Origin of the sequence: Limnoraphis robusta BA-68 BA1, from assembly GCF_034932365.1 — a bacterium.
Lineage (GTDB): Bacteria > Cyanobacteriota > Cyanobacteriia > Cyanobacteriales > Microcoleaceae > Capilliphycus > Capilliphycus robustus.
This window is the reverse complement of record NZ_JAYGHR010000014.1, coordinates 26,844-48,822: the sequence shown is the minus strand read 5'-3', so window position 1 is coordinate 48,822 and position 21,979 is coordinate 26,844. Positions and strand designations below refer to the sequence as shown.

General features: G+C 40.6%; 19 protein-coding genes. 10 read left to right on the top strand and 9 right to left on the bottom strand.

Going from position 1 to position 21,979, the window contains the following annotated elements; all coding sequences use genetic code 11:
- Positions 1-78: 78 nt before the first annotated feature.
- The gene (locus VB836_RS08420) at positions 79-1,326 is read right to left on the bottom strand and encodes a DUF1822 family protein (protein WP_323218919.1); all 1,248 of its coding nucleotides are present in this window, start codon (positions 1,324-1,326) and stop codon (positions 79-81) included.
- 49 nt (positions 1,327-1,375) lie between these two features.
- Positions 1,376-2,785 (bottom strand): hypothetical protein, encoded by a 1,410-nt coding sequence (locus tag VB836_RS08415; RefSeq protein WP_323218918.1) that lies wholly within the window; start codon positions 2,783-2,785, stop codon positions 1,376-1,378.
- 326 nt (positions 2,786-3,111) lie between these two features.
- Between VB836_RS08415 and VB836_RS08410 the strand changes: the two genes are divergently transcribed.
- The 3 genes from VB836_RS08410 to VB836_RS08400 are packed head-to-tail and all read left to right on the top strand — an operon-like array spanning position 3,112 to position 6,259.
- Positions 3,112-3,699 (top strand): HMA2 domain-containing protein, encoded by a 588-nt coding sequence (locus VB836_RS08410; RefSeq protein ID WP_323218917.1) that lies wholly within the window; start codon positions 3,112-3,114, stop codon positions 3,697-3,699.
- Positions 3,686-5,923: a heavy metal translocating P-type ATPase gene (locus VB836_RS08405; protein WP_323218916.1), complete on the top strand. Its 2,238-nt coding sequence runs from the start codon at positions 3,686-3,688 to the stop codon at positions 5,921-5,923. Before VB836_RS08410 ends, VB836_RS08405 begins: the two co-directional genes overlap by 14 nt.
- Before the next feature lie 51 nt (positions 5,924-5,974).
- A complete protein-coding gene (locus VB836_RS08400) occupies positions 5,975-6,259 on the top strand; it encodes a hypothetical protein (RefSeq protein ID WP_323218915.1) in 285 nt (94 codons plus the stop codon).
- On the opposite strand, the gene VB836_RS08395 is transcribed toward VB836_RS08400, so the two are convergent.
- The 4 genes from VB836_RS08395 to VB836_RS08380 all read right to left on the bottom strand — a co-directional run bounded on the left by VB836_RS08395 (position 6,256) and on the right by VB836_RS08380 (position 10,440).
- Entirely contained in the window at positions 6,256-6,579 is a 324-nt protein-coding gene (locus VB836_RS08395) for a DUF5132 domain-containing protein (RefSeq protein WP_323218913.1), read from the bottom strand. The genes VB836_RS08400 and VB836_RS08395 overlap by 4 nt on opposite strands.
- Before the next feature lie 440 nt (positions 6,580-7,019).
- Positions 7,020-8,645: an acyl carrier protein gene (locus VB836_RS30485; protein WP_323218912.1), complete on the bottom strand. Its 1,626-nt coding sequence runs from the start codon at positions 8,643-8,645 to the stop codon at positions 7,020-7,022.
- Positions 8,646-8,855: 210 nt separating this feature from the next.
- Positions 8,856-9,890, bottom strand: a complete 1,035-nt coding sequence (locus tag VB836_RS08385; RefSeq protein WP_323218911.1) for an acyl carrier protein — start codon at positions 9,888-9,890, stop codon at positions 8,856-8,858.
- A 178-nt stretch (positions 9,891-10,068) separates the two neighbouring features.
- Positions 10,069-10,440, bottom strand: coding sequence for a hypothetical protein (locus VB836_RS08380; RefSeq protein ID WP_323218910.1), 372 nt, complete (start codon positions 10,438-10,440; stop codon positions 10,069-10,071).
- 529 nt (positions 10,441-10,969) lie between these two features.
- On the opposite strand from VB836_RS08380, the gene VB836_RS08375 reads away from it, so the two are divergent.
- The 4 genes from VB836_RS08375 to yidD all read left to right on the top strand — a co-directional run bounded on the left by VB836_RS08375 (position 10,970) and on the right by yidD (position 13,878).
- Positions 10,970-11,956, top strand: coding sequence for an HMA2 domain-containing protein (locus tag VB836_RS08375; RefSeq protein WP_323218908.1), 987 nt, complete (start codon positions 10,970-10,972; stop codon positions 11,954-11,956).
- Between the two features lie 45 nt (positions 11,957-12,001).
- Positions 12,002-12,280 (top strand): DUF5132 domain-containing protein, encoded by a 279-nt coding sequence (locus VB836_RS08370; RefSeq protein WP_323218907.1) that lies wholly within the window; start codon positions 12,002-12,004, stop codon positions 12,278-12,280.
- Between the two features lie 133 nt (positions 12,281-12,413).
- A complete protein-coding gene (locus VB836_RS08365) occupies positions 12,414-13,625 on the top strand; it encodes a M20 metallopeptidase family protein (RefSeq protein WP_323218906.1) in 1,212 nt (403 codons plus the stop codon).
- Positions 13,626-13,638: 13 nt separating this feature from the next.
- Positions 13,639-13,878, top strand: a complete 240-nt coding sequence (gene yidD / locus VB836_RS08360; protein ID WP_323218905.1) for a membrane protein insertion efficiency factor YidD — start codon at positions 13,639-13,641, stop codon at positions 13,876-13,878.
- 67 nt (positions 13,879-13,945) lie between these two features.
- On the opposite strand, the gene VB836_RS08355 is transcribed toward yidD, so the two are convergent.
- Complete coding sequence (locus VB836_RS08355) at positions 13,946-15,163, bottom strand: DUF790 family protein (protein ID WP_323218904.1); 1,218 nt, start codon at positions 15,161-15,163, stop codon at positions 13,946-13,948.
- Positions 15,164-15,478: 315 nt separating this feature from the next.
- Here VB836_RS08355 and hpsE point away from each other — a divergent pair, with 315 nt between their 5' ends.
- From hpsE to VB836_RS08340, 3 genes are read left to right on the top strand one after another with little or no spacing between them, the layout of a single operon-like run.
- Positions 15,479-16,435: a hormogonium polysaccharide biosynthesis glycosyltransferase HpsE gene (hpsE, locus tag VB836_RS08350; RefSeq protein ID WP_323218903.1), complete on the top strand. Its 957-nt coding sequence runs from the start codon at positions 15,479-15,481 to the stop codon at positions 16,433-16,435.
- 4 nt (positions 16,436-16,439) lie between these two features.
- Positions 16,440-17,471: a hypothetical protein gene (locus VB836_RS08345; protein ID WP_323218902.1), complete on the top strand. Its 1,032-nt coding sequence runs from the start codon at positions 16,440-16,442 to the stop codon at positions 17,469-17,471.
- The gene (locus VB836_RS08340; protein ID WP_323218901.1) at positions 17,468-18,391 is read left to right on the top strand and encodes a polysaccharide pyruvyl transferase family protein; all 924 of its coding nucleotides are present in this window, start codon (positions 17,468-17,470) and stop codon (positions 18,389-18,391) included. Before VB836_RS08345 ends, VB836_RS08340 begins: the two co-directional genes overlap by 4 nt.
- On the opposite strand, the gene VB836_RS08335 is transcribed toward VB836_RS08340, so the two are convergent.
- Together VB836_RS08335 and VB836_RS08330 are read right to left on the bottom strand one after the other, a co-directional pair.
- Positions 18,337-19,515, bottom strand: coding sequence for an AAA-like domain-containing protein (locus VB836_RS08335; protein WP_323218900.1), 1,179 nt, complete (start codon positions 19,513-19,515; stop codon positions 18,337-18,339). The genes VB836_RS08340 and VB836_RS08335 overlap by 55 nt on opposite strands.
- Positions 19,516-19,552: 37 nt before the next feature.
- A complete protein-coding gene (locus VB836_RS08330; protein ID WP_323218899.1) occupies positions 19,553-21,595 on the bottom strand; it encodes an AAA-like domain-containing protein in 2,043 nt (680 codons plus the stop codon).
- Positions 21,596-21,979: the final 384 nt, after the last annotated feature.

Here is a 21,979-nt window from a genome sequence, read left to right as displayed (position 1 = left end):
AATCAAACCAATATAAAAGCCAAAAAAGTTGATTAACTGATGTCGCTAATCAACCCTTAAACTATTCTATAGTCGCTGTTAAACGATGAAGTATTCTGTTACATTCGCATCATTAAGAACAATCTGAACACTAAACTGATCGCCCGGGTCTGCGGTGAATTTGAACTGAATATAATCATCTCGCTCTCTCGCCCGAACTTCAAATAAACTTTGACCCAATTCATCCAAACCAATCAGTTTTAAATGATCAGGTAAGAAACCTTGTAGGGGATAAACCCTTAAAAGAATGGCAATTCGTTGATCTGGTTTGGGTAAAAGGGCAACCATTAATGCAACAGGAACCCCTAAAAGTTGCATTCCTAAATCAATTGCTCGTCGCACACCCACAGCCGGATGAGTGGGGTTTAGTTCCCATAAGAATTCTGCGGCTTGCCAACGGGTTTCTTCATTGTTAGTGGTTTCTAAAAGCTCCACTAAAACATCACTGAGTTCAGTCTGTGATAAATCTCCTGGGTTTTGATGTCCTAAAGCTCCACTCATTTGTAATGTTTTTAGACTTTTTTCTATTGTTTTTTGTGAGGATAAGTTCCGGGTTCTGAAATTTATTGCTGACGCAAACGGAACAAGAGGTGGTCGGTTTGCCAAAAGTTGTTCAACAGGTTGCCAGTCGGCTGTATAAAGATGTTCCAGCCATTGAGTTAACTGTTGAAAGGATGGTTTAGATAAGCCATTTTTAGGAAGTTCTATGGCTGTTGAATCTAAGTATTTTAGGTTTAAACCTAAATGGCTGGGTTCAGGATTAAATTCTGACAAAGACAGTTCATAATTTCCTGTTTTTGTCTGTTTTAAAGACTGCTGGTTTAATTGATCATAGCGGATAAATCCGATTAAAACAGCCTGTTCTTCTTCCAAAACGACCTGAATTAATGTGTAAAAATGGGCGGCAAACTCTGGCTCATCAATCATTTTTTGAGGAATTTCAATGGTTTGATCACCTATATTCTCACGAGCGATCAAGCAGAGTTTAAATGGCTCAACATTGAGAGGACTAACGGCGTCTAAATTTAAAACTTGAGTTCTCAGGAGAGAATAGGTTTGATAACTCAAGGTTAACTGGCGATCGCTTAACCATTTTTCTAAAGCCAATAACGCCAATGTATTCAAATAGGCTTGCCATTGTTCAGCTTCATTACTAAAATGACGACTGAGGAGAGTAGCTTTCTCAAAGAACTCTGGCTCTAGATCAATCGTTTCTAACTGCAATTCTCGGTAATAATGCGAATTAATTGGAGATTTTTTAGACTCAGAATACGGGCGCAAATTCATTTTATTCTCCGGGTTTGGATTTACTGTTGGTTAGGAAAAATGACAGTATTTAAGAACAATCAAGAGCTAAATTGAGAGGGTCATAACTGAGAAAATCACGCATCTTTTCTGCAAATAAACTGGTCATTTTTCGGTACTGTCCGGCTTGAAGTTCCCTCGCCGCTTCAACAAACACAGTTTCATCTAAATAAGCACTCAAGTGTTGAATTAGATTATTAAAAGCCTGAGCATCTTGGGAAACGGATTTAAAAGACTCTTGACTCAACAAGATTTGAAACAACTCCGCCATCACCTGTTCTCGAATTTGATTGAGCATTTCCTTTAGTTTTAAAAATCGACTGACTTGAGATTGATTGTTCATGTGTAATTCTTCGGCGACCTCACCTTGAGATTTTGCTTCAAAATAAATGAGCCGTAAACAGGGGAAAAAGTAATCAGCGTTCTCAGCATACCAGGAACTCTTTTGGAGTCGATAAAAGCGTTGTAATAGTACCCGATGAATCGCATTAAAAAGGGCTTTATCCCGAGCTTCATTCAGCATAGTTTTTAGGAGATTAATCGGCGGTTCGGGTGACGGTGGCGGGGGTGACGGAGGTAAAGGCTTCTTGAGAAACTCAGCAATCCTTTTTAATTGATCTAACATTTCATCCGAAGAATCGGCTATAATTCCTCGTTGATGAAGGAGATCGCGCATTTCCTGAAGTTGGGCTTCCGAGGGTGTTGGACATTTACCCCGAGCGCCCTGTTCTCGTCTGTCGCGTCGATACACCTGATGGAACACCTCTACCCAATGACGCTCGTGGGGTGAAAGGATTTTCCATTGACTCCCTTGAACTTGATTAAGTTTCGACCAAGAAGTTTCCAGCAAAAGCCCATGTTCTATCCACAATGTCCGAGTCAGTTTTTCATCTTGACGAGTGATTAAACAAGCCCATTTTCCCAGTGCTGTTTTCGTCGGATCGAAGGTTCTCAAAATCTCCACCGATAAAAGAGGGTAAGTAGAAGGTTGAAGATTTCCAAAGCGATCTAGAATTAACTGGGTTTTGCGGTCAGAGTCAAGCCCTATCCACGTTTTCCCGTCATCGGTTAACACCAGGGGTAACAAGTCATAAGGAGAAAAACCATAGCGCTGACCAAATTTTTGAGCTAAAGTTTGACAAGCCGATTGGATCGCATGGGAAACATAACACCGCAAAGAAAGCCCTGCTATCACCCAACTCGGGGGAACCGACGACTCAAAATCCCTAGAATCTTGACGGAGAAACCAAGATAATAATTGAGTTTGAATGTCTTTATCTTCTTGACTGAGGACTTCCTGAGTTTCACAGTAGGATGGAAACCACGCTTGAAACTGTTCCCTAACAACAGGAAGCTCCGAGGCTTGATATCCCCCATGAGAACCGGATCGATGAAAACGCCCATCAACCTTGCAGATTGTCCAGTATTTGTAAAGATTCATCTGTCACCCCTTTGTATACCTCAACAGCCTGTAGACTCAAACTCCTGATATTAGCAATAGGATTCACATTCAAAGTTCATTGTCCTCAATGTTCCATTTTCATCTAGTCCGGGACGATTTGAACCTATGCAGGTTTGATTGAGCGATCGCCAAAATTGCTAGAATTTCCAGAGGTTTACTCCGATCAACTGTTTGGACGAAACCACTGTATAGCAGGTTTAATCTTTCTGGGGTCTAAATCTCATCTTTGAAAAACAAAACTTAAAAAAAGAGAAACAACTTCTTGGGTGATGATATAATTATTGAGCGAGAAGGGTTAAAGTAATATGACCACAACATCTTCAGATTTTGTCAGCGCTATTCCCATTCAAACAACAGAGACTCGCATTGCTGATTTCCTGCAAGAACATGGGGAAATTGAGGCGATTTTGCCTGTGGTTATTGGGATAGTTGTGACTTCCCGCTTTCAACTGCGCGGCGCCCAAGCTCTTTTAGCCAATTTAATCATTGCCAGTCTGATGCGTCAAATCCTGACACATCTTAAAAAACAGTCTCATTTTGTTACAAATGAAGCGGAAACCACAACAAATTCAGTTGAAAATAATCAAGATTCTGAATATACAATTGTTCACTCAATGCCGGGAAGAATTCGCTTAAGAATTCCCCGTTTAGCTAGCGATGCAGATTTTGCCCAACGTCTTGAACAATTACTCTCTCAAGAAGAACAAATTGCCAATATTCGGATTAATCGCGCTGCGGCTTCAATTACAATTAATTATAACGCTCAAGGCGTGAGTGATTGGGAACTGGGAATGCGTTTAATGAATTTGATTGAAACCGCCCTCAACCCAGAAACCCCCGCAAATTCACCCGAAACGACACCATCAGGGGTAACTTCAGATGACACTGACTAATGGTAAATTAATTTCTCTTGCTGCCACCAATGGGGCGATAATAGAATCAGAACGCTTTATTGAACCGGCACCCTATATCGTTCATGCCGTACCCGGACGGGTAAGATTTCGCGTTTATCGTCTGAGTTCTGATGAATATTATGCCCAAACTCTAGAGAAGGTTTTGCAGTCAGAACCCGGAGTCATTCAAGTTAGAATTAACCGTTCTGCGGCTTCTATTGCGATTCATTATCAACATTTAGACTTTCCCGATATTGAGATTTATTCTCGATTATCAGCTTTAATTCAACAAGCCGGAACCACAATTACTGTAGAAGATATTTCCGACTCCCCCCAGCCCGAACCCAACGAACCCGACAACGAAGGAGAATGGTCCAGTTTACTCGCCCCAACGGGTGCAACCCTCCTCGCCCTCCTCAGCAGTTCAACTCGTTTAGCTTGGTTACGTCCTCTGGCTTGGGGTTCTCTGGCGCTCGTCACCTTTCCCGTTGCTCAACGTGCATTTTATAGCCTATTTGTCAAGCAAAAACTGAATATTGACTGCTTAGACTTACTAGCGTTAAGCTTGGGAGGAGCGCAAGGAAAACTCGTGACTCCTGCTTTAGTTCTCACCCTCCACGAACTCGGCGACGTCATCCGCGAACAAACCGCCCGTTCAACCGAACACCAAACCGCAGACCTACTCGACACCATCGGACGCTTTGCTTGGGTGGAACGACAAGGCGAAAAACAATCCATTCCCAGTGACCAAGTGCAACCCGGAGAAATCGTTTTCGTCTATCCCGGCGAACAAATTCCCGTTGATGGCATCGTCACCGAAGGAAAAGCCGTCGTCGATCAACAGCAACTCACAGGCGAATCCATGCCTATTGTTGCAGAAAACGGCACCTTTGTCTATGCCTCTACTTTAGTTCGCTCAGGAAATCTCCACATCAAAGCCGAACGAATAGGCAAAAAAACCAGGGCTGCGGCGAGTTTAGAACTATTACAAAAAGCGCCTGTTCACGATACTCGCATGGCAAATTACGCTGCAAATTTAGCCGATCGCTTAATTACGCCTTCATTAATTTTAGCAGGAATTGTCTTCGCCGCAACCCGTGATCCTGCCAGAGCCGCTTCTATTTTAACCCTTGATTTTGTCACCGGAATTCGAGTGTCTATTCCCACTGCTTTTTTAGGAGCCTTAAACCACACCACCCGACATGGTATTTTAGTTAGAAGTGGTCGAACTTTAGAACAATTAGCCGAACTCGATACCATTGTTTTTGATAAGACGGGAACCCTCACTCAAGGAAATATTTCAGTGGTTAATGTGAAAACCATTTCCGGCCGAATGTCTGCCAAAGACGTGATAAAATATGCAGCAGCCAGCGAACAAAGAATCACTCATCCGGTCGCAGAAGCCATTGTCCGTTATGCCCAAGAACAAATGATAGAAATTCCGCCTCGAGTTGATTGGAATTATGAAGTCGGTTTAGGCATTCGGGCGGAAATAGAAGGTCAAAAGGTGTTAGTGGGAAGTGGAAGATTTCTCACTCAAGAAGGGATTAGTTTAGAAGGATTAGACCAAAGCGAAACGGCAGAGAATTCGGCTTGGATGTCGTTAATTTATGTCGCTTGTAATGGTAAATTGCAAGGGGCGATAGAATACGCTGACCCGTTGCGTCCTGAAAGTTTAGACCTCATTGAAGAATTACAAAATCGCTACGGAATGGAGATTCATTTGTTAACCGGAGATAGTCGTCAACGGGCGGACTTAGTAGCAGATGAATTGAATATTCCTTCAAAACGAGTTCACGCCGAAGCCTTCCCGGAACAAAAAGCTAAAATCGTTCGAGATTTACATCGGTCTGGGCGGACGGTGGCGTTTGTTGGCGATGGGTTAAATGATTCGGTCGCCTTGGCTTATGCCGATGTGTCGGTGTCTTTTGAAGATGGTTCCGATGTCGCGAGGGAAACGGCCGATGTGGTGTTGATGAATAATGATATTAGTAGTTTACTACAAGCGATCGCCATTGCCAAGGAAACTCGCACTTTAATTGATCAAAATACTTTACTGGTAATTGGGCCGAATTTAGTTGCCTTGGGGTTGGCTTCAGCAGTGGGTTTAAACCCATTAATTGCTACTGTAATTCACAACGGTTCGGCGATCGCTGCGGGGTTGAATAGTTTGCGTCCGTTAGTTCAACATCAGCTTGAAAAAGGAAGTTCAACTTCGAGTTAAAATTAACAATTTTTGGTGTTCAATTATTGGTCAAATACCATTGGAGGAACTATGTCTTTAATTCATTGGGATCGATCTGTTTTGTCGTTGCACTTGCGAGAAATTCTCGAAGACGAAAACGCTAACAATCAACTCGCCTTAGCCGGAATTGGGGTAATTGTCTTCGGAACTATTGTGGTTCCGGCTGCAACCAAGTTAGGACGACCCTTGCTAAAAGCCGCCATTAAACAAGGGTTATCCCTGTATAACGAAAGCAAACAAACCTGGACAGACCTCGAACAAGATGGGTTGAATCCCGACAATAATTCGACTCATTCTGCCGAAAAAATTACTTAGTTTTTCGGGGTGCTGGTGTTGGCTAAATAGGCGGTTTTTTGTGGGGATTTTTGTTGAGTTTCGGCGGCGACTTCGGCTTTAGCTTCTGCGACAATATCTCCGAATACTTCGCCGGTTTCTGCGATCGCTGCTTTGGTTTTTTCATACATTGAAACGCCGCCTTTAATGGCTGCTTTTGCAACAGGTTTGAGTAAGGGAATCACCGCCGGAGTCAACACCAATACTCCCACCCCAATTGCAATCGTTCGAGTCGGATTATTTTGATAAGCCGTTCTGATCCGCTCAAGAATTGCCAACCGACCCTGATTTTGAGTTAACATTTTATAATCCTCCGCCAAGTACCTGCGTTAAATCAGGAGAAACTTTTCGCTTGTACAGATTTCATTCTATGGCGATCGCAAGCTGATTTTTCCCCAGATTCTTATTTAAGCACAGGCGGCGATCAAAACACAAGGTTATTGACAATTTCAGGATTCTCTTAAGGTTTTATCCCCCTTTGCCCCCCTTAAAAAGAAGCCCGCCAGACCCGCCAGACCCGCCAGACCCCCCAGAGATTAAAATCTCTGTCTAATACATAAAGTCCGAAGCGTATAGGACTTTGGTTTTTAGACGGGGAATTTATTCCCCGGTTTTAGGGCTTTCCCCCAACCCCTCTCGACCCCCACCCACTGCGATAAGAGCGATCGCAAGGGTTGACAAGTTGCTCGTTTGTGGGACACCATTGCTGTAGTTGGAGGATTATCAGAACGCAGAACAGATTCTATTCTGTTTTTGTAGTGTCCTTAATCTTCTGATAAATATAATCGAGCAATTCTCCAACTGTGAGAGTTGGAGGGCAATAATTTGGTAGTTGAAAGCTCTCTGATGTCGAAACCAGCCAAAGTCTATTGGGAGAACTGTTGGTTTTATAATATGAGAACAAGCCAATTTTTTCTGCTTCACCGTCTGGTATCTCAATTTCAAATTCATTTTCTATAGCGATACTAAGTTCCCATCCATCTAGTCCATCTGCACCTAAATCGTCTGCAAGATGGCTATCTAAATTTACCTTTTCTTCATCGACTGCTAATTGTTCAGCCAATACCCTTCGCAGTTTGAGAAAAATTTCGTCTTTCAACTCGGATAAATGTTTGGCTTCTTCTGCCGCTTGTTGTTCGGCTTGTTTCTGCAACTCGGATAAACGTTTAGCTTCTTCTACCGCTTTTTGTTCGGCTTGTTTCTGCAACTCGGATAAACGTTTGGCTTCTTCTACCGCTTGTTGTTCGGCTTGTTTCTGCAACTCGTCTAAACGTTTGGCTTCTTCTGCCGCTTTTCGTTCGGCTTGTTCTTGCAACTCGGCTTCACATTTAGCCTGTTCTGCCGCTTTTTGTTCGGCTTGTTCTCGCAACTCGGCTAAACGCTTGGCTTCTGCCAGTTTTCCTTCGGCTTGTTCGCGCAACTTGGCTAAACGTTGGGCTTCTGCCAGTTTTCCTTCGGTTTGTTTTCGCAACTCATCTAAACCTTTGGCTTTTGCCACTTTTCGTTCGACTTGTTCTCGCAACTTGGCTAAACGCTTGGCTTCTAACTTCCCTATTTCTGTAGTGTCGTTAATCTTCTGATAAAGATAATCGAACAATTCTCGAACTGTAAAACCAATTTTTTCTATATCTTCGTCTGATATCTCAATTTCAAATTCCTCTCCTATAGCCATAAAAAGTCCGTAGATCTCTAATCCATATGTATCATCTAAACCTAAATCGTCTGCAAGATGGCTGTCTAAATTTACATCTTCTTCATCGACTCCTGATTCTTCAGCCAATACCCTTCGTAGTTGGAGAAAAATTTCGGCTTTCAACTCGGCTTCACGTTTAGTCTTTTCTACCGCTTTTCGTTCGGCTTGTTCTTGCAACTCGGGTTCACGTTTAACTTCTCCTGTCGCTTTTTGTTCGGCTTGTTCTTGCAACTCAGATAAACGTTTGGCTTCTTCTACCGCTTTTCGTTCGGCTTGTTTCTGCAACTCGGATAAACGTTTGGCTTCTTCTACCGCTTTTTGTTCGGCTTGTTTCTGCAACTCGGATAAACGTTTGGCTTCTTCTACCGCTTTTGGTTCAGCTTGTTTTTGCAACTCGGCTAAACGTTTGGCTTCTGCCGCTTTTCGTTCGGCTTCAAGCTGAATTTGATACCTGATATTTTCAAGGCGAGAAATAACGATATTCCTGACCCTAGCCAAATCGGCTTGAAAACCGCTCTGTTGATAGATTTGGGTTGCCACGTCCCAAACAATTTTATCAACATTAGATTCCATGAATCTTAGATTTTCATCCGTTGGAGTGGCGATTTTATCCAAACAAAAATTAGCCGCCATATCCAATATCTTTAATTGATATTCGTTTTCGGATTCATTCATGATCGGATAAGAACTCCAAAAATGAGGGCAGCCAACAGAATTTTAATTTCAAGAGCTACTAACAACTAACCGATCGCACGGGTTGACATCATTTTCTATAGCCATAGGAAGTTGTAGCATATCCATTCCATCTGCATCCAAATCGTTTGAAATATCGCTGTCTAAATTTACATCTTCTGCATCGACTCCTAATTGTTCGGCCAATACCCTTCAAACTTTGAGAAAAATTTCGGGTTTCAACTCGGCTTCACGTTTGGCTTCTTCTGGGACTAGTCGTTCGGCTTGTTGGCGCAACTCGGCTAAACGTGTGGCTTCTGCCAGTTTTTGTTCGGCTTGTTCGCGCAACTCGGCTAAACGTTTGGCTTCTGCTGCTTTTCGTTCGGCTTGTTCGCGCAACTCGGCTAAACGTTTGGCTTCTGGCACTGCTGTTTTTGTAGTGTCGTTAATCTTCGGATAAATATAATCCAGCAATTCTCTAACTCTGCAAGAATTGTAGCCATGAAGACCAATTTTTTCTGCTTCATCGTCTGGTATCTCAATTTCAAATTCCTGTTCTATAGCCACAGAAAGGAGTAGCATATCCGCCCAATCTGCACCCAAATAGTATTTAATATCGCTGTCTAAATTTACCTTTTCTTCATCGATACTTAATTCTTCGAGCAATACCCATCGCAGTTTGAGAAAAATTTCGGCTTTATTTTTATTCCCATCAAATTGTTCTAGAAACTCGGCTTGTTCTAGAAACTCGGCTAAACATTTAGCCTGTTCTGCCGCTTTTCGTTTTCGTTCGGCTTGTTCGCGCAACTCGGCTAAACGTTTACCCTGTTCTGCCGCTTTTCGTTGGGCTTGTTCGCGTAACTCGGCTAAACGTTTGGCTTCTGCCGCTTTTCGTTGGGCTTGTTCGCGCAACTCGGCTAAACGTTTGGCTTCTGCTGCTTTTCGTTCGGTTTGTTCGCGCAACTCGGCTTCACCTTTAGCCTGTTCTGCCGCTTTTCGTTCCCCTTTAAGCTGAATTTGATGCCTGATCTTTTCAAGGCGAGAAATAATGATATCCCTGACCCTTGCAAAATCTGCTTTAAAACCGCTCTGTTGATAGATTTGGGTGCCCACGTCCCAAACAATTTTATCAACGTTAGATTCCATAAATCTTAGATTTTCATCCGTTGGAGTGGCGATTTTATCCAGACAAAGATTAGCTGCCATATCCAGTATCTTTAATTGATATTCGTTTTCTAATTCATTCATAATCGGATAGGAACCTCAAAAAGGAGGGCGGCGAACAGAATTTAAATTTGAAGAGCGATCGCCTCAAAAATAACCGATGATAGACCTTTCTGAATGGGGGAGTTTTCCACTAAAAACTAACCACTTCCCTGTCCTAACCCCCCTTTTCAAAGCAGCAGGGGGGATAAACAAATTGGCATTAAATCATCGGCGTTTCAACGACTTCATGATGGTGTCCGTGACAGTGACCTTGACCTCGGTTACCTTTCCCTTGTCTGCATCCTACCGTTGACGTTAACACCACCTGCTGAAGTTCTGCCAAGAGTTGACGCACTTTTTTCCATTCTACCGCATCCAGCGAAGCCGCATCACATTGTTCTTGCCAACGATTGATGACGTCTTGTAGGTCGTTTTCTGGGAAATTCCCCACCAACTCTCCATGATCCAACTGTCGCGTAATTTCGAGTAACTGGTCTTTTAGCGCCATCGGTACTCGAATGGTTTGCGTCGCCCCATGTCTCCAAGCCCCCCGACGTCCGGCGCCCTGACGACATCCTCCTCTTCCGTGCATATTGGTTAAACTCCTAACGTTCTATGGATTCATCTTAGCCTGTTTTTGATTTTGTGACAATATCTAAAACCAGCCTATAGAGGAAAATATAGATTTTCTGACCTAACCATAGACTTTGAACAATGTTGTAGTGCTTTAGGGCAAATTCCGATAGCCCCACAACAACTTAGTGGAGGTTATTCTCAATAAAATCAACGGTATTAAAAGTTTAACAAAGTTTTCCTTAAGCTGTGACTGATTTATTCCTTGAATTTTGCTTAAAAAAGCCCTGTTTAAAAAATTGCATATTATTCTCAATAGGAGATTTTAGATATTTTAAAACTTTCCTAAATTCCTTGCTACAAAAGGCTTAGGAGACAACACATAGACGTTTGAAATAAATTTTTGTAAAATAAAAACGATTAGACTTGTCATTATAACCCCAAAGGATTAATCTAGAATAATAACGTAACTTAACCTTCGCTTAACCGAACCTGACGCCAAGGGGTTAAGTTTAGCATCTACTTTAGATTCCCCAAGGAGGTGGAAAATGACCAATAGGACCCTGCAACCTTTTCATCCATCAATTGAAGTGGTTCATGCAACGTCAGGGCGTGTGCGAATTAAAGTCACGGGTCACTTAGAAACCATCGCCCAACAGTTGCGACAAATCGAGGGAATTTACAGCGTTATTTTGCATCCTGAAACAAACAATTTAATCTTAAAATTTGACACTCAAAAGCTGTCCCTGTCTGAACTTTTAGCCCAATTAACCGCTTCTCCTTGTGAGTTAGAAAATAATAGCATTTATTCTGCGGAAACCGTGAGATTAACTGCAACACCTCAACCCTCAACAGAAATCATTGAAACGTTAATTCGGATGAGTGCAGCGATGCTATTAAACCGTCATTTAGGAATTAGCGGCTGGGTGTCGCTTCCCGTTTCCTATGCAACCAGTCAAGTCACGGCTAAAGTGATTAATGGAGTTAAACCCCAACTCAAAGCCGTTACACTTTTAAGCTCTAATTCTCAGCCAACAGAAGAAAAAAATCTAGAAATTACCGTGATTCATTCTACACCCGGACGAATCAGATTGCGGGTTCCACAAGTTAAAAAAGATTCGCGCTACGCCAAACGCTTAGAAAGATTCGCCGAACAAATTTCGGGTATTAAAGACATTAATATTAATCTCACAACCGCTTCTGTGACTATCATTCATCAGTTTAAAAATAATGCTATACTAGAATCAGAGTTAAACCGTTTGTTTGAAAAAGTTGCAGAAACTCAACCGAATTTTTCTGAGATTTTAACCCCTGTCGTCCCAACAATTTCTGAAGTAAAAGTCGCCCCAGTTGTTGAGGAAGCTAAACCCGAAGTAAAAGTTGAGAAACTTGTACAGAGAGTTACTGAAAAAACCGTCAATTCTACGCCGAAAGTTCCTGAAAAAACGAGTATATTTTCAGGATTTAAGTCATCCATGCTGACAATGTTTTTAAACTTCATGGCGGGTCGTCCCATGCCTCAAACCGTCAGTTAGTCAAAAAAGTTTTCAATCCCTTTGAATAAAGCGAGGAAATCGATCATGGCACATCTTCATCTATTAAGAACCTTCAAACAAACTTCACTGACAACAGCAGCAGTTGGAGTCGGGGCATTAGTCTTAGTTCCCCTGTTACTTCCGGTTGCCAAAACGGTTGCGAAAGCGAGTATTAAAAGCGGCGTTAAACTCTATCATAACGGACAAAAAACCTTAGCCGAAGTGGGAGAACTTTGGCAAGATACAGTCGCCGAAGCTGAAGCCGAAATTGCGGCTGAAAATCCTGGAAAACAAACCATCAATATTGAAGTTTCTGGGAATTAATCATTGTATTTGGTAGGAGTTCCCCCTCTTATGCCCTGAGAGGGGAGAAATTCAACATTAACATCGAGACGTGAGAACGGTTATAATAAAAGCTCATGTGATTAGCTGTAATAACTCTCACTCCTAAAGCTCTATGGTTTCAACTGTTCCCATCCGCAATAGCGTTAACCTCTCTCAACTGCGATTAGAGATTCGCAATCTGCAACCCCAATTAGTCGAATGGCGGCGCCGTCTTCATCAACGTCCTGAACTTGGGTTTAAAGAACAGTTAACCGCAGAATTTATTTCTGAAAAATTAAAAAGTTGGGGAATCGAACATCAAACTGAAATTGCCAAAACCGGAATCGTCGCAACAATAAATAGTGGTCAACCGGGGCCTGTTTTAGCGATTCGGGCGGATATAGATGCCTTACCTATTCAAGAACAAAATCAAGTGTCTTATAAGTCCCAACATGATGGAATCATGCACGCTTGCGGACATGACGGACACACGGCAATTGCATTAGGAACAGCTTATTATTTAGCCCATCATCGCCAAGACTTCAAAGGAATTGTTAAAATCATCTTTCAACCCGCAGAAGAAGGCCCCGGCGGCGCTAAACCGATGGTTGAAGCAGGAGTGTTAAAAAATCCTGATGTTGATGGGATTATTGGGTTGCATTTATGGAATAATTTACCATTAGGAACAGTCGGAGTGAGAAGTGGTGCATTAATGGCAGCCGTAGAACTGTTTGAATGCACCATTCAAGGCAAAGGCGGACATGGCGCTATGCCTCATCAAACCGTTGATTCAATTGTAGTTGCTTCCCAAATTGTTAACGCTTTACAAACCATTGTAGGTCGCAATGTTGACCCGTTAGATGCCGCAGTTGTTACAGTCGGTTCATTTCATGCCGGACACGCGAATAACGTGATTGCAGACTCGGCAAAAATGACCGGAACCGTGCGATATTTTAACCCCAAATATGCGGGATTTTTTGGCAAACGCATCGAAGATATTATCGCTGGAATTTGTCAGGGTCAAGGGGCGAGTTATGACTTGAATTATTACTCCTTTTATCCGCCTGTAATTAATGATAGTCAGATGGCAGATTTAGTCAAAAGTGTCGCAGAAACCGTTATCGAAACCCCACTCGGAATTGTTCCCGACTGTCAAACAATGGGCGGGGAAGATATGGCATTTTTCCTGCAAGAAATTCCCGGTTGCTATTTCTTTTTAGGTTCAGCAAACCCTGAGAAAGATTTAGCCTACCCTCATCATCATCCCCGATTTGATTTCGATGAAACAGCATTAGGAATGGGCGTCGAAATATTTGTCCGTTGTGTCGAAAAATTTTGTCATTAAAAACGACTAAACCATGAAAAAAATCGTAATAGGATTAATTCGGGGATACAAGATGTTTATCTCACCCTTGTTACCCCCCTCTTGTCGATATCACCCCACTTGTTCAGTCTATGCGATGCAGGCTGTTGAACGATTTGGGGTGATGCAAGGCGGTTGGTTAGCCATTCGACGAATTTTGCGTTGTCATCCGTTTCACCCCGGCGGATATGACCCCGTTCCGCCAAAAAATAAGAAGTCAAACACAAACTCTTAGACACAGAAAATACCACAAGCAACTCTTTGTGTCTTTGTTTCTTCGTGGTGAATTTATCCATTTTTCCTTAACTTTCAATCACTTCTAAAACGCTTTTAGGAGATAACTTATCTTTAAACCAAACAATCCGAGCGGGAATATTATTCAGTTTAACTCCCGCTTTTTCTAGGTTTAAACGTTCGGAAATCGCTAAGACTAAATTATCACAGTCAGAATGACGAACTTGATAAAATTTCTTTTGTAAATATTCAGGACGCCAATACCCGACAATTTCTAATAAAAAGACCCGTCCATCGGGATGAACTAAACGAAAATCAGGAATCATTACACTTCCAGGAAGGGGAATTAGATCAACTTCTCGTTCAAGTTTCCAGTCTGTTTTGAGTGATTTCCAACGAGTTGCAAAAGACTCTTCTAACAGACTATCATAGGGCTTTCCTGGTGGATAATGACTGACTAAATCACAATCAGAATTCAGGCTAAAATAACCTGTACGCAAGACTCGACTATAAGGATCACGCTGTTGTAAAGTCGCTTTGAGACTCCATCGAGTCACATGAAGTAAAGCAGGAATCATTTTAGCTAAGGCTAAACCATAACGGGTACTGGGTTTAAATAAACTGGTTGGCCCGTCTAAAGTGAGCGTAAAACCATGTTCTGCATCTCCTTCAATATAAGTCATAACTTGAAATAATTTTAGATAGCGAAATAAGAGTTTATATTCGCCGGGATCATTTCGATAAGCGTTAATTTGAATGTCACTCGCTCGATAAAAAATTCCCTGAACTTGAGATAAATTATAGCGATGTAACAAGGCTTCTGGAGTCGGAGTATCAAACTGAGTTAGAATTTTATTTTCTTGTAAATCGGCATATAAACCCGCTCTAATTTCATCTAAAACTACTTCTCGTTTGAGTGTTTGAGATAAAGTTAAAGCCAGTTTTTCTAGGGTTTTTTCTGTATTTTCAGGACTAGGGATGGTTTGAGCGGCTAAGGTAAAAACCTGTTCTCGCAACTCAACAGGTTCGAGTGGACTGATAATTTCAAACGTACAAAAACCACTTTTCAGTAAATGAGCAAGTCCTCGTTTTATGCGATAATTTGGGCTATCTCCTTCAAATTCACTGAGACGTTGGTTGAGTTCTCCCTGTGTGGAATTTACGGAGTCTTGAAAACAGGAAATTACCTGATTTGCAACATCTAAATTTTGGGAGTCTATTTTGAGATGCAGGGGAATTAGGGTTTCTCCTAGTTGGCGATAACTTAATAAATCACTGGGTAACATTGGCTTGAAAACTATTGTAAATTAATTTCGCTAGCGCAAGTGTCTGGCTTGCTAGACATAAATTTTAGATGAACGGTTAAACGAACCCCAATCGTTTTAAATAAACCCCCTGTATATAAAATAAATGTAAATCTTTGGTAAAAGTGACGCTTTCTCTTTTACTTCTTAATACCTGCTTAACCTATACCCTATAAGTTTTACAGAAGATAATGCTCAAAAAATAATACCTTGACATCTTGATATTGCATTCAGTAAAAATTTATGGTATGAAACAATCAACACCAAGCAAAATTATTGATGTGATTTTAGAATCTTATGCTTGACTTCACAGTGGTAATCTGCACTTATAACGGAGAACATCGTTTACCTCAAGTTCTAGATCGTCTGCTTGCTCAAGAAACAACCAAACCTCTCGTTTGGGAAATTTTAGTTATTGATAATAATAGCACAGATAATACTGAAAAAGTGGTTCGCAAGTATCAATCAGAATCTTCCCAAAATTCTCCTAAAATTAGATACTGCTTTGAACGGCAACAAGGAATTACATTTGCTCGACGTCTAGCGATTAAGGAAGCACAAAGCCCTTTAATTGGCTTTCTAGATGATGATAACTTACCTCGTAATGATTGGGTTAACTCAGCTTATTCGTTTGCTCAATTGCATCCTAAAGCGGGAGCCTATGGCAGTCAAATTCAAGCGTTATATGAGGCGAACCCCCCGCAAAACTTTCATCGAATTGCTTGCTTTTTAGCGATTATTAATCGGGGAGAAGAAGCCTTTCGTTATGACTTATTAGAACGTTGGTTATTTCCGCCCGGTGCGGGTTTAGTGATTCGTAAACAAGTTTGGTTAGACTGCGTACCTGAAAAACCTTTTTTCACCGGAGTATCAGCACAGTCTTTACAAAATAAAGGCGAAGATATTGAAATTCTGTCTTATTTTAGAAAAAAAAGTTGGGAAATTTGGCACAATCCCCAGATGAAAGTTGATCATCATATTCCTAATAATCGTTTACAACAATCTTATCTCGTCAAACTTTTACGGGGAATTGGTTTGAGTCGCTATTACACTCGAATGCTGCAACTTCCAGCTTGGAAAAAGCCTTTTTTTACGGTTATTTATCTTTTGAACGATCTTCGTAAATTTATCGTTCATTACTGGGCTTATCGCAAAATTATCAATACAGATTTAGTAGCTCGTTGTGAATTAGAATTTTTTTGGAGTAGCTTAATGAGTCCCTTTTATTATTTTTTTGTGAGAAAAGTATCATAAATTTATGCAAAAACCGAGCATCTATTTTTACATACCTCGTGATTTATTCCCTAAACAGTTTCCTCAAAATATCAATGAAAATTGGGCTGGATTTTGTCTAGGAATTTATGCTTGGACATTGCAAACTTATCTTCGTTTAAAAGCGGATGGTTTTCCTTGTCAATTAGTTGATGAATTACCTCAGTCTGGAATTGTGATCGTTCATCGCAACTGTTTATCGATTCACAAATCACTAAAACCTCAAAATAATTTACTTTTTATTTGTATCAAAGCTGAATCAAATTCCTATCCCTACGCTCAACTTCATGTGGTACAAAATCCTCAAGAAGCATCAACAATAAACTCCAGATATTATATCCCTCATTGGACACAACCGGGATTAATTCCTCGGGATCATCAACGAGGAGAAACATTTAAAAATATTGTTTTTTTTGGACACATCAAAAATCTAACACCTGAACTTTCTAGTATTGAATGGCAAAATAAACTTGAGAAACTCGGCTTAAATTGGTGTCCAATTATTAATCAAAATCACTGGGCAGATTATGAAAAAATTGATAATCGTTGGAATGACTACAGTCAAGTTGACGCTGTGGTTGCTATTCGTAGTTTTGGAAAAGGAAATCAATATACCAATAAACCTGCAACGAAACTTTTTAATGCTTGGTTAGCGGGTGTTCCTGCTATTTTAGGGTATGAGTCAGCCTATCAAACTGAGGGAAAACCGAACTTAAATTATTTAGAAGTGACTTCGATGAATGAGTTGATTTCCGCTTTAAAAAAATTGAAATCTGATAGTAACTTTCGTCAAAACATAGTTGAAAAGGGTCAATTACAAGCACAAAAAATTCATCCTGAACGAATTACCAAAAAGTGGCGTTACTTTCTCACAGAAATTGCCATTCCTGCTTTTGAAGATTGGTGTTCAAAACCTCGTCGAGTTCAAAATATGATTCTCGAAACTCGTTATTTATCTTGGTTTATTCATCGAGGACAGTCTAAAATTGCATCTTTAGCATTAAATATTAAACGATGAAACTATTTTATTATCAGCGAAAAGATAGAGCTAGTAATTTTGGAGATCAACTGAATAACTGGTTATGGCCCCAACTCCTACCCGGATTTTTTGATGAAGACGAAACAACGACGTTTATCGGTATTGGAACCTTACTAAATCAACTATTACCTCAACGAATACCCCAAGCCAAACAGTTCATTATTTTTAGTACAGGTGTGGGTTATGAACAGCCTTTAAAAACGTTAGATAAAAATTGGCAAGTTTACTGTGTTAGAGGAAAATTATCGGCAAAAAAATTAGGCTTATCAACCGATTTAGCAATTACAGATGGTGCCATTTTAACAAGACGTTTATATCAACCTTCCTTACAAAAAAGTTATCGTTATTCCTATATGCCGCACATTCATCATGCCACTTTTGCGGGGGAAATCTGGCAACGGATTTGTGAACAAATTGGCTTTCATTATATTGATCCTCGCGCCTCTGTTGATCAGGTTTTCTCTAGTATTAGCCAAACAGAGGTTTTACTGGCTGAAGCGATGCACGGTGCAATTATTGCTGATACTTTTAGGGTGCCTTGGATTCCGATGATTACCAGTCCGAGAATTCTAGCCTTTAAATGGCAAGATTGGTGTTCTTCAATGGGTGTAAAATACTCTCCTTATTCTCTTTCTCCCTTGGTGAAATATTATCCCAAATATGCCCGGGGAATTCGTTCAACATTTCCAGCTTTAATTCATTGGAAAAATAGTTTCCTGCAATTTCCAAACTTGAGTCAAATTTGGCAAGAACAAGAACAACTTTATGGAATACAACTGCTAAAAATTGCTGAAACGGGACGACAACAACTTAGTTCAGATGCAAAACTTGAACGCTTAACAGTTCAACTGGAAGAAAAGCTTGATTTATTGAGAACAGATTGGAGTTCTAAGTCTTGAGAATGAGTCAGTTGTTGTTCAACCCATTTTAGGTTAAAGACCTGGCGATAAATAGGATTTTTAACTTTTAGTAATCCTTCCTGTTTAGCCACTAACCCGCTTAATAAAAGTTCAGTCTGTTCCCGACTATCATCAACTTCAATGTTTAAACCCTGTAGGATTTTCTGATAAATTTTGAGGAGAGTTTGAGTTTGCTTTGGATTGTAAATTAGTCGATTTTTTATCGTTCGTAAATGTTCAGGTTCATCTTTGATTTCCCAGGATCTTATAAGATAAGACTGCACAATATTTTCAATCCATAATCTTTCTTTTCCCTGGGGAATAGTAAGTATTTTATTAGGGTTTTGTAGACTTATTTTCCAAAGAATCTGACAAATTTTTTGGGTTAAAAAAGGTTGTCCGCCTGTCCAAAAGAGAATTTCTTTTAGTACCGTTTCAGGCTGAGACACTTTTCCTTCTAATCCTTTGATGAGCGGTTGAATTTCTGTGCTTTTAAACCCTTGAAGTTCGATAGATGTACCAATCGAAAAAGGACTCTCAAGGATATCTGTGACTAAATCTGAGGGTGTCACTACGCCAAATACAGCAAAAATCAGACGGTTGTATTCAGGAGCAATCGTTCGTTGATCGTAGTAGAGTCGAATCAAGCTGAAAAAATTATCTAAAGAAAACGGTAAACGCAGAAGACTGTCTACTTCATCGATTAAAAACAATAGTTTTTTTTGAGGTAAATAAATGGTAATAATTTCTCGGATAAACTGATGAAATCGCTGAATCGGAGTTAGGGTTTTATATTTTTCCCACCAAGTATGAAACTGAATTGTTTTAATTAAGTCTAACTCGATTAAAATTTGAAATAACAAGCATTTATACCAGCTTTCATCCTGTTTTTGTTCACCCGAAATACTGCTCATATCTAAAGAGATACAACAAAACCCTTCTGCTTCTAGATTTCGCTTCATTCTCACTAATAAAGATGACTTTCCCATCTGACGAGCTTCAAAAACAGAACAAAATTTTCCGCACTTGAGAGCGGTATAAAGTTGTCTGTCTGCGGCACGGATAACATAGCTGGGATCGTCACTTTTAAGACTTCCACCGACTTGATACTTAGAGAAAAACATTAGCACCCACCCGGTTTTTTCGTTAATATTAAACAGTCTAACTGACTGTACTCGCTTGAAACTGACTAACAGTGACTCGATTGCGCCCCTTTCTCTTGGATTGATACAATGCTCGTTCAGTTGCCTGTACAATGGCTCTATAATTTTCTTCTGCATTGGGAATCGTATTAGATACACCCAAACTCACCGTGACAAACTCTTCTGGAAAACCACCAAACTTCTGACTCTTAATTTCAATCGCTAAAGATTTTACCTTTTCACGGATTCTTTCAGCCACACAAACCGCCCCAGACAAATCAGTTCGAGGTAGCAAAATAGAAAATTCTTCTCCACCATAACGAGCAACAACATCATCTGGACGGTTAACACATTCTCGAATTGCTCTAGCAATTTGCCGCAAACAATCATCCCCGGCTGAGTAGCCGTAAATTGTATTATAGATTTTGAAATAGTCAATATCACATAAGATAAAGGATAGGTTTGTTTGATCTCGAGAGGCACGTTGCCATTCCATTTGAAGATAGCTATTGAAGTAACGTTGATTTGCCAATTGTGTCAACTCGTCTAAATTACATAACTGTTGTAACTCTAGATTCTCTTTTTTTAACTGTTCAGAATCCGAAGATTCTTCAATCTTACTTATATCAGCAGGTGGGATAAAATTCGAGAGGGGAGTTTCCCCGTAGGTGGGTAAAAGTTGTTTGGTCAAATACAGACGGTACAATGCACAGCAAATCTGAACGCGATCGCCTTCTAAATTCACCAATCCTAAACTCTCTAATTGATGGGCTAAAATAGACTCAATCGTTACACCGATCTCGCTTGCCACTATCTTTTGAAGTGCAGCTTTTAATTGAGGTTCGGCTTGAATTATCGCCAGCAAACGACGCAGATAATCATTATAAATTCCGGCTTCTGTTGAGGCTTGTTCTAACAATTTTTGCAAGCGATTTTGAGGATGATCAGAGGTTTCATTCTCGGAAATGGGGTCAGCCGATTGCCAAGTTGATCTTTGATTGAGAGGATGTTCAGGAAAGGTCAAATGATAAAATGCAAGCTGAATTAAATAAGGATGTCCTCCGACCATATTCATCAGTTGTTCAATTTGAGTATTCCCCATCCAAGTCAATTCATATTGTTCAGCCAGTTGTTGAACTTGCTGAGGGGTAAAGGGGGGTAATGTTAAAGGTAAACCCACATTAAACGGCGATTGATGCAGTTTGAGCGGCAGGTAAATTTCTGTAGAATAGGTAACAATCAACCGCAGTTTTTGCCAAATATTGACCTTGCGAGCTTGTTCATGCCAAAATCGCAACAACGGAAAAAATTCTCCGGCTATTTCGGGGAATTCAAACACCCGATCCACTTCGGTAAAAGCCAGAACAATTGGAGACTGAATTTGAGTCAAAATATAGCCTTGAAAATAGCTTGTGCAGCTCACTTTGCTCCCCATTTCTTCATCCCAATATTCATCGATCCTTGACTCTAAGTTTAATTCTCGCGTGACATTCATACTCAACCAACGCAAGAATTTATTGAGATCGCTAAAAATCACCCGATCCGCTTGTTGAAAGTCGATAATCACACTCTGGTAATTTTCCACTTCCGCTTGAGCCAGTAGATAAAAAATCAGAGAGCTTTTTCCCATTTTATGGGGCGCTCTGATGCGGATTAAACTACCCGGTTGAATCATTTCCCCATAAGCAAGTTCCTCAATCGGAGGTCGAGGAATATAAAAGCTAGAATTGTGCAGTAAAGGACGATTGGGAAATTCTACAATGTTTGTTACCGAAAAGTCCGATGGGTTCTGGAGCAACTGCTGTTGAGCGAGGGTCAAGGAACGAGACTCCAATATTTGACGAAAACTGGTTTTGTTGATGGGTTCTCCCCAAGTTTCACTCAGTAATAACCATAATCGGGCTGCAACTTTCCGAATTCGTTCGGCTCCGTAAAAGGCATCCTTGGCAATTACTGTATAGGTTTTTCCCTCCCATGCTTGACGGAGTATGAGTTCTTGGAGAGAGGTTAAAGATTCCGACAGGGTAGCATTAAGCACCTGTATCACTTCGTCAATTGTCATTGAGAAGGCACACGAAGAAATTTTACGATGGTTTAGGTTCTGAGTATTCGACGATGATACTCGATATTTAATGTTATCTGAAAGTGGATAGCGGTTATTGATCTAACTTGATATCCTAGTGATGCGAGGTCGATTGTGTCTCCCCTGGAGAATCGCCTTTATGTAATCCTTTGAGCAATGCTTGATTGACTCCTCTGATTGAGTTTAGAACACTTAACAGGCACAATCTTCTCATAGATTGTTGGGAAAGTTTGTAGCTCTTTACAAATAAATTTCAGATTTTTCTGTTTGATAATGACTACAAAACAAGCTTGACAATTTCCGTAATATGTGATAGCCTCTGCCCTGTTGGAAGACTTTAAAAGTTTGAGCCAGTTTCTAAAG